The 13,329-nt window shown below is 35.0% G+C and carries 13 protein-coding genes; 6 read left to right on the top strand and 7 right to left on the bottom strand.

Going from position 1 to position 13,329, the window contains the following annotated elements; translation table 11 throughout:
- Positions 1-49 precede the first annotated feature (49 nt).
- From IPI31_16550 to IPI31_16540, 3 genes are all read right to left on the bottom strand, one after another.
- Positions 50-1,267 carry a hypothetical protein gene (locus tag IPI31_16550; GenBank protein MBK7569433.1) on the bottom strand — a complete coding sequence of 406 codons (1,218 nt, stop codon included), beginning with the start codon at positions 1,265-1,267 and terminating at the stop codon, positions 50-52.
- Between the two features lie 15 nt (positions 1,268-1,282).
- Complete coding sequence (locus IPI31_16545) at positions 1,283-1,918, bottom strand: hypothetical protein (protein ID MBK7569432.1); 636 nt, start codon at positions 1,916-1,918, stop codon at positions 1,283-1,285.
- 70 nt (positions 1,919-1,988) lie between these two features.
- Positions 1,989-3,410 (bottom strand): aspartate aminotransferase family protein, encoded by a 1,422-nt coding sequence (locus tag IPI31_16540; GenBank protein ID MBK7569431.1) that lies wholly within the window; start codon positions 3,408-3,410, stop codon positions 1,989-1,991.
- Here IPI31_16540 and IPI31_16535 point away from each other — a divergent pair.
- A complete protein-coding gene (locus IPI31_16535; protein MBK7569430.1) occupies positions 3,401-4,342 on the top strand; it encodes a diacylglycerol kinase family lipid kinase in 942 nt (313 codons plus the stop codon). The two genes, IPI31_16540 and IPI31_16535, sit on opposite strands and share 10 nt — an antisense overlap.
- Positions 4,343-4,352: 10 nt before the next feature.
- On the opposite strand, the gene IPI31_16530 is transcribed toward IPI31_16535, so the two are convergent.
- From IPI31_16530 to IPI31_16520, 3 genes are all read right to left on the bottom strand, one after another.
- Positions 4,353-4,952 carry a hypothetical protein gene (locus IPI31_16530; protein ID MBK7569429.1) on the bottom strand — a complete coding sequence of 200 codons (600 nt, stop codon included), beginning with the start codon at positions 4,950-4,952 and terminating at the stop codon, positions 4,353-4,355.
- Between the two features lie 73 nt (positions 4,953-5,025).
- A complete protein-coding gene (locus IPI31_16525; GenBank protein MBK7569428.1) occupies positions 5,026-6,063 on the bottom strand; it encodes a DUF3089 domain-containing protein in 1,038 nt (345 codons plus the stop codon).
- Between the two features lie 36 nt (positions 6,064-6,099).
- Complete coding sequence (locus IPI31_16520; protein MBK7569427.1) at positions 6,100-6,750, bottom strand: YggS family pyridoxal phosphate-dependent enzyme; 651 nt, start codon at positions 6,748-6,750, stop codon at positions 6,100-6,102.
- A gap of 38 nt (positions 6,751-6,788) precedes the next feature.
- On the opposite strand from IPI31_16520, the gene IPI31_16515 reads away from it, so the two are divergent.
- The 5 genes from IPI31_16515 to IPI31_16495 all read left to right on the top strand — a co-directional run bounded on the left by IPI31_16515 (position 6,789) and on the right by IPI31_16495 (position 10,880).
- Entirely contained in the window at positions 6,789-7,184 is a 396-nt protein-coding gene (locus tag IPI31_16515) for a DUF4296 domain-containing protein (GenBank protein MBK7569426.1), read from the top strand.
- The gene (locus IPI31_16510; GenBank protein MBK7569425.1) at positions 7,181-7,873 is read left to right on the top strand and encodes a CoA transferase subunit A; all 693 of its coding nucleotides are present in this window, start codon (positions 7,181-7,183) and stop codon (positions 7,871-7,873) included. The genes IPI31_16515 and IPI31_16510 overlap by 4 nt, the downstream gene beginning before the upstream one ends.
- Before the next feature lie 96 nt (positions 7,874-7,969).
- Positions 7,970-8,752, top strand: coding sequence for a CoA transferase subunit B (locus IPI31_16505; protein ID MBK7569424.1), 783 nt, complete (start codon positions 7,970-7,972; stop codon positions 8,750-8,752).
- Positions 8,753-9,610 carry an aminotransferase class IV gene (locus IPI31_16500; GenBank protein MBK7569423.1) on the top strand — a complete coding sequence of 286 codons (858 nt, stop codon included), beginning with the start codon at positions 8,753-8,755 and terminating at the stop codon, positions 9,608-9,610.
- A complete protein-coding gene (locus IPI31_16495; protein ID MBK7569422.1) occupies positions 9,573-10,880 on the top strand; it encodes a deoxyribodipyrimidine photo-lyase in 1,308 nt (435 codons plus the stop codon). Before IPI31_16500 ends, IPI31_16495 begins: the two co-directional genes overlap by 38 nt.
- 42 nt (positions 10,881-10,922) lie before the next feature.
- On the opposite strand, the gene IPI31_16490 is transcribed toward IPI31_16495, so the two are convergent.
- Positions 10,923-13,262: a T9SS type A sorting domain-containing protein gene (locus tag IPI31_16490; protein ID MBK7569421.1), complete on the bottom strand. Its 2,340-nt coding sequence runs from the start codon at positions 13,260-13,262 to the stop codon at positions 10,923-10,925.
- Positions 13,263-13,329 lie beyond the last annotated feature (67 nt).

Raw genomic sequence — 13,329 nt, 5'->3', positions numbered from 1 at the left:
TACTAATTATCTTGTAAACAAGCATTAATATTGTATAAGAAGTCAATTTTCATTTCCCTCTATCAACCCAATCAAATTCATCCTTTAATGCAGGAAGATTTTGCCAATCTAACCTTTTAGTATTTAAAAAGTATCGTTTTCCCTCCATAAAATATTCGATTTGTAATCCATCAAAAGTAGTTGCATACTTTAGGGAATATGATTTCAAATCGTAATCAGTTAAGACCAACAAATGTTGAATTGAATCTATCTGCAATTTATAGTCATGCATTTCATCTTTATTATTCTGAAAGATCAGATATCCATCGCGGTGTATAAAAATACGCTGAACAGGCACTGCGCCAACAGAATCGGGATCTGTGTAGGTAACCTCATATGCACCATGTAAATACGGTCTTTCTGCTTTATCGTCGTTAAAGTTTCGGGATCTCACATGTGGATAAAGGGATTCAATTAAAATGATGCCTATAATGAAAGTTATAATGGAAACTCGAACCGGAAATGATGGCACAATATTTTTTAATCCAATTTCAATTTGTGGTTCAATTGGTTTTTTATCTAGAAAGAAGCGCAAAATACCTGGAATTTTTGGAGCTAATATTAATACACTCAAAAAAATCAGGTAACATGTAAATAACTTAACACTGATATTAAAACTGATATTGATGAGCAGGATATTTAACAAAAGACCAATCGACATTATTAAACCCATTGTTCGTGTTCTGCGCATTAATATTAAACCTGCGGTCAGCACTTCCAATATCCCGGTAATTAAAGAATATGTATAAGAAGTTCCGATGGTGCTCCAATAAAGAATATCCTTATCAAGCTGACCAAATGGTGTATACAATATATTTGGCTCCGGAATATAGAATTGTTTTTTGAAAATTTTGTCGAAGCCGTATTTAAATAGTATAGTGACTAAATAACAAATTATCAGACTTCTTATCAAATATATAACCCTGGGTTTAATTGTTTCCCATCGGTTTATGTAGGCTGAGATAAAAGTTATTACTGCTGATATGAAAAGAAGCAACACAAAAAGCAAATACATCTGTGGAGAATCGGAATTAATCTCCTGATACCCTGCTTGATTTCCAAAAAATATATTTACACTATAAGTAAGAAGATCTGAAAATAGAAAGGATGTCAGATCAATCTGAAAAGGAAATACATAAAAGGGAAAAGGGATGAATAGAATCAGTAAAAAAGCGTACAGATGCGCAAATACAATAGGTGTTTTGTTACTGCTGTGTGGAATACTCATGTATCAGTTTAATGATCAGCTTAACAGCTGCGCCGCCGCAACTTCTTTTTTTGCGAAACGCTGAATTAAAATACCCAATAAAACGGAGAACGTGAGCAATAAGCCAATGAGAATAGGTAACATATTTCCATTATTATTATCCTTATCATTATTTGTAGGTGCTACGGGAATAACAATTTGACGTTTTTCCTTTTTCTTCTTTTTGGTATCTGTTTTAACAGAATCTGTAGTGGTTTCCACCTTATATAATATTTCAATACTATCGAGTGAATTTTCGAAAACAAATGATCTATCTATTGCACCTTTAATACTATCGCTATTTTTATAATCCTCAACTTCTTGCATATAATACCAATTCACTATGGTATCAACAATGGTATTCATTGGTAAGGAATCTATCGTATAGAGTTCTTGTTCTTTTCTTATAATTACGAGCGATGAATCATTCAATACTTCTACACTTTCAATAAAATATTTGTACATTGGACCTAAACCGAAATCTGGAGCCGAAGATTCAAATAGTGGATTTGCAGCAGCATAATAATTTATTGTATTGCCACTGTGACTTTTGTATGCAATCTTTTTTGTCTGACTGAAGATATTCAGACTTAATAATAACAGTAAGAGGGTATATCCTATTTTATTGTGCATGTTCAGGAATTTAAACTTGCATTAAGCAAAAACCATACTACATTTTAAAAATTGAACTTTTCTGATTTGTTTAATGTTCTTTCTCTAAATTATTGATAATCAACATATTATATAGTTCATCTACATGTTTTTCTGTGACATTCGTCTGCCCGATCACCACCCGTATCACATATTTGCCATTCAGTTTTGTTCCGGATAGGTAAAATTTACCGCTGGAGTTTATCTCCCTAACAATTTTTTCATTGATATTATTGAGTTCATTTTCATCTGTAATATCATTGGGATGAAAACGAATACACAATACATTCATCACAAAAGGAGCCATCAATTCCCACTCGCTGTGCATCTTTACTTTTTCATAAAATACAGTGGAAAGTCGAATATGTTCGCGCAACTTTTGTTGTAATCCCTCCACTCCAAAACTGCGCATCACGAACCATAATTTTAATGCGCGAAAACGGCGTCCGAGATTAATTCCCCAATCCTTATAATTTATTACCTCATCAACAGTGCGTTTTAAATAATCAGGATTTGTAGTAAATACATTTATCAAATGTGCTGCATCTTTTACAAAATATACCGAACAATCAAAATTGGTGAATAACCATTTATGTGCATTTACCACATAACTGTCGGCAAATTCAATTCCTTTTAAATAATGTTGATATTCAGGCAGTATGAAAGCGCTTCCGGCATAAGCAGCATCAATATGTAACCAAAGGCCATATTTCGAACATATTTCACCTATTTCATAAAGGGGATCAAAAGCCAATGAACTTGTAGTTCCCAAGGCAGCAACAACTAAAAATGGTTTTTTATTTGTTTTGAGATCAATTTCAATTTGCATTTTTAATGAATTTACATCCATTGCAAAATTTTGACCTGTTTTAATTTTACGGACATTCGCTTTTCCTATTCCTGCGGCTTTTGCATCTTTTTCTATGGAATAATGAGTCTGTTCGCTGCAATACATGACCAGATCTTCATATCCATTAAATCCTTTTTCATTAATGTTAAAATTGGAATATTTTTCGCGCGCAGAAATTATTGCTACCAGACTGGATGTGGATGCAGTATCATGAATAACTCCGGAAAATGTTTTTGGCAACTGAAATATATCGCGCAACCAATTCATCATTTTTTCTTCCAGCTCAGTTGCAGCAGGAGATGTTTCCCAAACCATTGCATTAACTCCCAACCCTGCGGTAATAAATTCAGCAAGCATACTTTCATAACTCGCATTAGATGGAAATAAGGCCATAAAACCGGGGTGCTGCCAATGTGTAATACCTCTGGGAATAATATTTTTGAAGTCCTGCATGATCACATCCATATCTTCGCCCAGCACAGGTGCATTATTTGGAATCTGATCACTAATTTCGCCGGGACGGACAGGGGATTTTACGGGATATTGTTCAATCGTTTCCAGATAATCCGCTATCCAGTCGATGGCAGCATGAGCCTGTTTGCGAAAATCAGCATTTGAAAGCATACACTATGATTGATAAATGGTTTGTAATAATTAATCCGGTTTCCGGCAGAAATAAAGGCAGGAAACTCTGGCATAAAATTAAACCTCTTTTAACAGAAGGGGGAATTTCCTTTGATTTTGCTCTCACGGAATATATGGATCACGCTTCTGAAATTACAAATACAGCTATAGGAGCAGGATTTACAAATTTTCTAATAATTGGAGGAGATGGTACTGCTAATGATGTGGTCAATGGTATTTGTAATAGTAAATTGGATCTAAATTTATTTACAGTAGCTATGTTATCGGCAGGTACCGGTAACGACTGGGTGCGTACCATTGGTAAATGTAAATTGCTTCAAACACTGGTTAAATCACTGCAACAAAAAGAAACATTTTCACACGATGTTGGTATTTGTTCCTATCAAAAAAATAATACCCAACAAACACGATATTTCATCAATATAGTTGGACTTGGATTTGAAGGACATGTTGCAAAAAGATTATTTGAGGAAAAAAGTATTTTCAGAGGAACAAAATTGCAGTATCAGATAGCAATTTTGCGCTCGCTTTTGATATATAAGCATACGCAAATGAAAATAACTGTGGATGGAATCTCATCACAAATAACAACTTTATCGATAGCAGCAGGAATTGGTAAATATAATGGGGGAGGATTAAAACAATTGCCGGAATCTAAATTCGACGACGGACTTTTAGACATGACGGTAATAGGAAATATGAGCAAATTTAAAATGGTGATAAGTCTGCCTAAATTACAAAGTGGTATACACACCAGGATGAAAAAAGTGAAAACTTTCAGAGGCAAAGAGATCATTATTGAAAGTGCTCCCAATGTATTTATTGATGCTGATGGCGAATATCTTGGCACAACACCCATTACTATTACTCTCGCAAGTAATAAATTGCAAATATTAAAATGGATGGATTAATAATTACTAATTACCAATTATAAGTCAATCCCAAATTTACCATACTCGAACCTAATCCAACACTTACAAAAGGTTTAAATTCTTTTCCAACAGTCCAGGTTGCATTAATAAATTGAGCATGTAAAGCAGGTGCCACATTCAAAAATGTTTGATGTGTGAAATGATTGGTTCTTAATATAAATATGGGTTTAACTCCCAGACTGGATGATAATGTAAAATTTTCTGTCTCTACATATTTATATCTACAAAAAATAGGTACGGTAATAAACTTTACACTATTATTAATTAGCTGTTCATCTCCATATTCCGTTTGATAAGTAGCAGCTAAATTTGCATAAATACCTATATTAAATTTTTCGTTTATGATTCGTTCATAACCCAATTTGATCATACCATAATCAAAATGCCATTCATCGCAACCATTTTCATCATCACATTGGTTTTCGAAGGCTTCTAAAAGGGTTTCACCCAATAGGTGAGATATGGGGTCATAACCGGCAAAGACCATATTTTTATAATCCGATCCCTCTGGGATAATTTCAGTGGTAGTTTGAGCGGAAAGCGTTGCTACGTATGAGCAAACGCAAATAATAAGCAGTGTTTTTCTCATTGTATGGAGTTTAAGATATAAACCTAAAAAACATTTATGAGACTACCAAATAAAAGTGCGTGAAATTGCAATTTTATTGTGCATTAGAGGAAAATGTTTTTATGCGTAGTTCCACATTATTTCGCATATTCAACCAGTACAAATTATAATCTGCAACGTGTAAATTTTTGGGAATAAAAAGTTTCATTGGCACATCGGGACGAGTTACCCAAACTATATCGTTGTGAATTTCGGCACAACAGACTGCGGGATAAATTGTTTCTGCATCTCTGCCTAAACCACCTGCATTTAAATTTGCCTCACAAATTCCTCGTTTTTGAGTAAAAGAAATAGGATTATGCACAACAATATTTTCCGGATCTTCCACCACGAATTTCTTTTTTGGTTCTACACCTTCCAGATAACTTCTCCAACTAACATAACAACCTGTTTGAGAAGCACTATCACCCGGTGCGATAGTTGTAAATTCATTTTTATAAACCGGCATTCCGATAAGATATGCGCATACTAATTGTTTTTGCAATTCTTTTCCATCAAAAAAATCGCGCAATAACCATTTTGCATGCGTGGTGCCCTGACTATGTCCTGCAATTACAATTGGTCGCCCGTTATTATAATGATCTAAATAATATTGAAAAGCAGTTTTTACATCTTCATAAGCTAATTCAAAAGCTTTTAATGCATCCGGATCTGTCAGTGAAAAATAAGCATTATAAGTCGCCTGACGATAGCGTGGAATATAAACCTTACAACTTCCATTAAATACAGTCGCCTGATTTGTTACAGCTCTGGCGTCAATTCTCTCGTTTAATTCTGTATCATTCAGATCTGCGTTCCATTCTGTTCTTGAAAAAAATTGGGTTGGATAGATATAAAAAACATCTGCAAGAGCGCTGTTCTGCCCATCAATTAATTTTACATAAGAATTATTGGGAACATGATCAGCGGAATCTTTTTTATCAGGTAGTGCACTCCAGTAAACAGTATTGCTGTAATCAGGAGGGGAAGGATTTTTTTCAGGAATAAAACCTACTTTTACGGGTTTATAAGCAGCACAGGAAACCATTGCTGTTAAAATGAATATAAAAAATATTTTATTTAAAATTCTCATTTTTAAAATTATGAATATATCAATTTAATGTTTTTTTCAAAAAAGTAAACTGCCAATTCGCACCATGGTTGCACCTTCTTCGATGGCAATGGTATAATCACTGCTCATACCCATAGAAAGTTGTTTGAAATTTTCATTTTCTTTGAAATAGGTATCTTTTGTACTAACAAAAAGGCTCTTTAAATGTTTAAATTCCTTTCGAACAAGTTCCAGGTCCTTCGAATTGGAAGCCATACCCATTAAACCATCAATCCGAATGTTTTTTAAGTCTTTAAAATTCGGATTATCTAAGATTTCATAAAGTTCCTTATCGCTCAAACCAAATTTTGTTTCCTCCGATGCAATATAGATCTGGAGTAAACAGGGTATAATGCGTTTGTGTTTTTTAGCCTGTTTATCTATCTCCACAAGCAGATCCCAACTATCAACAGAATGTATGAGAGCAACGGTGGGCGCGATATATTTTACCTTATTGGTTTGTAAATGCCCAATAATGTGCCAATGAATGTCTTTGGGAAGCAGATCCTGTTTTTCGCGAAATTCCTGCACCCTGTTTTCGCCAAAATCGCGCTGACCTGCATTGTAGAGTTCCATTATTGCATCAACAGGCTGCGTTTTAGAGACTGCAACGAGTAATACCTTTTTTTGATCTAAAAAACGAATTATGTCGTGGTAATTGGCGTTCATACTGTAACTTAGCGCAAAAATAAACAGCTTTTGTCGTAATGAAGGTGATCTTGATTTTTATGTTTTTTGCAGCAGGTATTTTGTATTCCTGCAAGCCTAAAAGCGATCTTGAAATTCGGGACCTGATGATGCAAAATGTGCCCGATTCTGTGTTGCCGATAGAAAATATGATCATTGTTTTAACTGATATTCAACTTGCAGAATCCTGGGTAAATATTAATAAAACAGATACCATCCCAAAAGACGAACGTTTGAAAATATATTATGCACAAATTTTTGATATTCACGAAACCAATGTCAGAAAATATCAGAGCAGTTATAATTATTATGCGAATGAACCTGTGCTCATGAATTATATTTATCAAAAAGTAACAGAGAAACTTAATCTTCTCGAAAGTGAAAATACGAACATTTTAAAACAAAATAAGAAATGAATAAAGTAGTTAAAAATGCGGAGGAGGCAATTCATGATATTCCCGATGGAGCAACAATTATGTTGGGAGGATTTGGATTATGTGGAATTCCGGAAAATTGTATCAATGCATTGGTGAAAAAAGGAACTAAAGATCTTACCTGTATTTCCAATAATGCAGGTGTGGATGATTTTGGAATTGGGTTGATGTTGCAACAACGTCAGGTTAAAAAAATGATCTCCAGTTATGTTGGGGAGAATGCAGAATTTGAAAGACAATTATTAAGCGGAGAATTGGAAGTGGAATTAATTCCGCAAGGAACACTTGCAACAAGATGTATGGCTGCCGGATACGGAATGCCTGCAATATTTACTCCAGCCGGTGTTGGAACCGAAGTTGCTGAAGGAAAAGAAACCCGCGAATTCAACGGCAAAACTTATTTATTGGAATATGCATTCGATGCGGATTACGCAATTGTAAAAGCCTGGAAAGGAGATACCCACGGCAATTTAATTTTTAATGCAACAGCTAGAAATTTTAATCCTTTAATGGCCATGGGAGGGAAGATAACAATTGCAGAAGTGGAGGAATTAGTTCCGGCTGGAGAATTGGATCCGAATCAGATACATACTCCGGGGATTTACGTTCATCGGATTTTTCAGGGGACGGATTATGAGAAGAGGATAGAGCAGAAAACGGTGACGAAATAGGACCTAGGACATACGACATACGACCTACGACATAGGACATACGAAATAGGAAGTAGGAAGTAGGAAGTAGGAAATAGGACCTACGACCTACGACATATGACATACGAACTAGGAAACCCCGGACTCACGATTCATGATTCACGAAAAAAAGGTATCAATATAAATAAAAACATCATCCATATCGAAAATCATTATGCCGACAACAAATTAACAAATACTACCGTGTTAGATAAAAATCAAATTGCCAAACGCATTGCCAAAGAATTAAAGGATGGATTTTATGTAAATCTCGGAATTGGAATTCCGACTTTGGTTGCGAATTATATTCCTGAAGGAATTTCTGTTACGCTGCAGAGTGAAAATGGTTTATTGGGGATGGGACCTTTTCCTACGGAGGAAAATGTGGATCCTGATCTGATAAATGCAGGTAAACAAACTATTACTACGCTGCCCGGCTCGGCATTTTTTGATTCGGCTTTGAGTTTCGGAATGATACGCGCGGGTAAAGTGGATCTTACTGTTTTAGGTGCAATGGAAGTTGCCGATAATGGAGATATTGCCAATTGGAAAATTCCAGGAAAAATGGTGAAGGGAATGGGTGGAGCTATGGACCTTGTTGCGAGTGCGAAAAATATTATTGTCGCCATGCAGCATGTAAATAAGGCAGGGGAAAGTAAACTATTAAAAAAATGTTCACTTCCAATTACAGGGTTGGGAGTGGTGAAAAAAATAGTGACGGAACTTGGTGTGTTTGATGTTACTCCTGAAGGATTTAAATTACTGGAACGCGCTCCAGGTGTTACGGTGGAAGATATTATAAGTAAAACAGAAGGAAGATTGATAGTGGAAGGCGAAATACCTGAAATGATAATCGATTAAATGAATGCAGTTTATTATAACGGAAAAATAATTCCTCCCGATGAAGTTATTATTTCATCCTCCAATCGCTCTTTTAAATATGGGGATGGATTATTTGAAACTATCAATGTTATAAATCAGGTTCCACTTTATATCGACCTTCATGTTAACAGATTATTAGGTGGTTTACTCGCATTGGAAATAAATATTCCGGAAAATTGGACTGAACTTTTTTTTAAGGAAACAATTATAGGTCTTTGTAAAATAAATAAACTCCAAAACGCCCGTTGTAGAATTACTATTTGGAGAGATGGAGAGGGATTTTATCAACCGCAGATAAACGATGCGGCAATTTTGATTGAGGTAAGTGCACAGGAATCGGAGGAATATATTTTAAATGAAACTGGAGTAAGGTTGGGTGTTTTTACAAATCTGACTAAAACTGCAAATATTCTTTCTCCTTATAAAACTGCAAACAGTCTGGTGTATGTTCTCGCTGCCAAATATGCTGTTGAACAAAATTTCGATGATGTTGTTGTGTTGAATGATGCCGGTAGAATAGCGGATAGTATCAACTCCAGTGTGTTTGTCTGGAGGCAAAGTGTATTATTTACACCAAGTATCAAAGAAGGCGGAGTGGATGGAGTGATGAAACAAGTGATAATTGATCTTTGCAGAAAGGAAGAAATACCAGTAAATGAAGGAGAATTGCCTTTGGAAATGTTATTGCAGGCAGATGAAATATTTTTATCGAATGTGATGCATGGAATTAAATGGGTAGGATCATATCAAAAAAAAAATTATGCTAATACATTTTCAAAAGATCTTCTATATATTATAAATGAAACCAACAGTAACAATTCATTGGTTTCGCCGTGATCTTCGATTGGAGGATAATGCTGCATTATATCATGCACTGAGTAACCACAATAATGTTCTTCCGCTTTTTATTTTTGATACCAATATTCTGGATGATTTAAAAGATCGTTCGGATGCGAGGGTTAATTTTATTTATGATGTAATTCGTCAGTTGCAAGATAAGCTGATTAAACTTGGTTCCACAATTTTAGTGGAATATGGAGAGCCGATGGAGGTATGGAAAAGAATAATTGAGAAATATACTATTGAGGCAGTAGTTACTAATCACGATTACGAACCTTACGCGATAAAAAGGGATGCGAAAATCAAACAATTATTGTTTTCACATAATATTCCTTTTAACACTTTTAAAGACCAGGTAATATTTGAGAAAAACGAAATTGTAAAAGAGGATGGAACGCCTTATGTGGTTTTTACACCTTTTAGCAGAAAATATAAGGAGAAACTAAACGCCTTATATTTCAAACCTTATCCAACAGAAAAATATTATTCTAATTTTTTGAAATCTGATCCGCTACCACTTCCTGCACTTGCAAAAATAGGATTTACTAGATCAGAAATTATAATTCCATCCTCCTTCATTAATGAAGATATAATAAAACATTACCATGAAACAAGAGATATTCCTTCCTTACAAGGCACTTCCCGATTAAGTGTACATCTTCGTTTCGGCACTATCTCCATTCGCAAACTCGGAAAAATTGCAAAGGATCTCAACGAAAAATATTTTAACGAATTAATTTGGCGCGAATTTTATCAGATGATATTGTGGTTTTTTCCGCATGTTGTATCACAATCCTTTAAACCGCAATACGACAATATTCCTTGGCGAAACAATGAAAAAGAATTTGAATTGTGGTGCGCAGGAAAAACAGGTTATCCTATAGTAGATGCCGGCATGCGCGAATTAAACGCAACGGGTTTTATGCATAATCGAGTGCGCATGATAGTGGCAAGTTTTCTCACCAAACATTTATTAATCGACTGGAGAAAAGGGGAAGCCTATTTTGCAGAAAAATTGCTGGATTACGATCTCGCCAGTAATAACGGCGGATGGCAATGGGCCGCAGGAAGTGGGGTAGATGCTGCACCTTATTTCCGGATATTTAATCCTTATGAACAAACAAAAAAGTTTGACCCGGAATTGAAATATATTCGGAAATGGGTGGAGGAGTTTGATTCATTGGAATATCCATTGCCGATTGTTGATCATGGGTTTGCTAGGGGGAGGTGTTTGGAAACGTATAAAAGGGGATTATCTGCAAATTAAATAATAGTTCGTTTGGTTATCTAAAGACTCAAATTGACAAAATTACTCTTTGATAAATTTTGTCCCAAAATCACTATTTATTGATTTTATTAAATAAATTCCCGATGGATAATTACCTACATCAATTATATTTCGTGGCAATACCGTTTCAATACTAAATATTACCTGTCCATTTATATTTATCAATTGAAGGGATGTTGGAGTTGGATTTGACCATTCAATATATAATAATCCCTGGGTAGGATTCGGATATATTTTAATTCCATCTATTGAAATATTTTCCAGGTACAAGCCCTCATCAATCAGATCATTACAATCATCATCAATTCCATTTAATAATTCTTCTGTTCCGGGATAAATATTTGGATCGGTATCATCACAATCGCTGTCGTTTAATACAAATCCATCCGGAATGTCACAGGAAAGTGAATCCACAAATATATTTCCGTAGTTATCTCCGTCTGCATCTTCAAAGGATTGGATATAAGAGAGATTGTCATCAATAATTCCATTACAATCATTATCCAAATAATCACATATCTCTATAGCTCCGGGATAAATTAAATTACTGGTATCGTTACAATCTGTAGAATTAAGTACAAATCCTAGTGGCGTAAAACAGGAAGAGGAATCTACTAATCCATTTCCATATCCATCTCCGTCCACGTCCGCATAATATATTGTAAATACGGCATCTTCATCAATAATTCCGTTGCAGTTATCGTCAATGGAATTACAAATATCTGTTGCTTCCGGATAAATTAAATTATTCGTATCATTGCAATCCGTAGAGTCAATTACATAACCCGCCGGAAAATTACAGGAAACACTATCTTGTAACAAGGTACCAAACCCATCGGAGTCAGTATCAGCAAAATATAATACAAAAATAGCATCTTCATCAATAAATCCATTGCAATTATCGTCCAGGGAATTACAAATATCTGTTGCTCCGGGATAAACTAAATTGTTTGCATCATTACAATCAGTGCTGTCTAAAACATAACCTAACGGAAGTTCACACGTCAGCGAATCATTTAATATGTCCCCAAAACCATCTTCATCTAAATCAGCATAATAAAGGGTGTTGCAGATACCTAGTTTTACGATCCAGTAGTTATAACCGGTATAGCTTTCCGTTACATCGAGATCTGTGGAATAAGACATCCCAGTGATTACAAAATATCCATCGCTTGTATTTACCATTACATATGGAATATCATAGTTTGTGCCTCCTACCGATTTCTGATAAAGAATTGTACCTAAAGTGTCAATGCCTACCAACCAATAATCTGACAGTCCATTATTTTCCATGACATCTCCACCAATTGCTTGGGATGCTCCTGAGAATGTATATTCATTTGTATTTTTTTTTACAATGGAAAATCCATTGTCAGCTTGTGGACCCCCATATGACCTTTCCCATTCCAAATTTCCAATACTATCGAGTGAAATAACCCAATTATCAATGAGACCATTTGAGGCGGTCACCATACCTCCATCGGAATATGATTCGCCGGCGCATAAAAAACCACTGGTTTCTTTTTCAACTATCGAGTGAGCGATATCAGTATCTGGTCCGCCAAATGTTTTTTGCCAAATTAGCTCACCAACTGAATTTATTTTTATTATCCAATAATCAGCGTTTCCCCAATTATCCGTTACATCTCCATCGTATCCTTTCGAGTAACCAGCAATCACAAATCCCTCGTCCAATGTTTTAATAATTTGATAAGGAATATCCGACATACTTGATCCGTAAGATTTTGACCATTCCAATTCTCCATTTATATTGATTTTAATTAACCAATAGTCTAATGCTCCATGCTGATCTATTACATCACCATCAAACGATTGTGATTTTCCAATTACCATGTAACCTCCATCCGAAGTTTGTATAATATCATGACCTGTGTCGCCTGTTGAACCACCATAAGTTTTTTGCCATAAAATGTTACCCAGATCATCAATTTTGATGATCCAATAGTCGCTTTCGCCCTGATTAAACGTCAAATCACCTTCAGAAGATTCTGAACTTCCAACTAAAACAAAGCCACCATCAGCGCCGAGACATCCACCATACCCATAATCATAATCTAATCCCCCATAAGATCTCTGCCATTCCATGTTTCCAAAACTATTTGTTTTTATAACCCATAAATCAGTAGTTCCATGATTTAATGTAATATCTCCATCAATTGAATTGGTATATCCTACCGTCAAATAACCACCATCGGGTGTTTCTATAACATCCATCGCCCTATCATCATAATTTCCTCCAAACCCTTGCTCCCATATGATTTCAGGTGTTTGAGCATATAATTTATTTGTTATTGCGTTGCTTAATGAAATAATAATAATTAAGGACATAAATTGTTTCATATGAGGTTTTTTCATCTACTAAGATACTATGATTTAAACTATTTACCAATTTTAACAAAAATATAAT

The organism is Bacteroidota bacterium, from assembly GCA_016706865.1.
Lineage (GTDB): Bacteria > Bacteroidota > Bacteroidia > Chitinophagales > BACL12 > UBA7236.
This window is presented reverse-complemented; position numbering and strand designations above follow the sequence as displayed.

Excerpts from the sequence above, each read along its gene's own strand:
- IPI31_16550 (MBK7569433.1), bottom strand. The coding sequence starts at position 1,267 with ATGAGTATTCCACACAGCAGTAACAAAACACCTATTGTATTTGCGCAT.
- IPI31_16545 (MBK7569432.1), bottom strand. The coding sequence starts at position 1,918 with ATGCACAATAAAATAGGATATACCCTCTTACTGTTATTATTAAGTCTG.
- IPI31_16540 (MBK7569431.1), bottom strand. The coding sequence starts at position 3,410 with ATGCTTTCAAATGCTGATTTTCGCAAACAGGCTCATGCTGCCATCGAC.
- IPI31_16530 (MBK7569429.1), bottom strand. The coding sequence starts at position 4,952 with ATGAGAAAAACACTGCTTATTATTTGCGTTTGCTCATACGTAGCAACG.
- IPI31_16525 (MBK7569428.1), bottom strand. The coding sequence starts at position 6,063 with ATGAGAATTTTAAATAAAATATTTTTTATATTCATTTTAACAGCAATG.
- IPI31_16520 (MBK7569427.1), bottom strand. The coding sequence starts at position 6,750 with ATGAACGCCAATTACCACGACATAATTCGTTTTTTAGATCAAAAAAAG.
- IPI31_16515 (MBK7569426.1), top strand. The coding sequence starts at position 6,789 with ATGAAGGTGATCTTGATTTTTATGTTTTTTGCAGCAGGTATTTTGTAT.
- IPI31_16510 (MBK7569425.1), top strand. The coding sequence starts at position 7,181 with ATGAATAAAGTAGTTAAAAATGCGGAGGAGGCAATTCATGATATTCCC.
- IPI31_16505 (MBK7569424.1), top strand. The coding sequence starts at position 7,970 with ATGACATACGAACTAGGAAACCCCGGACTCACGATTCATGATTCACGA.
- IPI31_16500 (MBK7569423.1), top strand. The coding sequence starts at position 8,753 with ATGAATGCAGTTTATTATAACGGAAAAATAATTCCTCCCGATGAAGTT.
- IPI31_16495 (MBK7569422.1), top strand. The coding sequence starts at position 9,573 with ATGAAACCAACAGTAACAATTCATTGGTTTCGCCGTGATCTTCGATTG.
- IPI31_16490 (MBK7569421.1), bottom strand. The coding sequence starts at position 13,262 with ATGAAACAATTTATGTCCTTAATTATTATTATTTCATTAAGCAACGCA.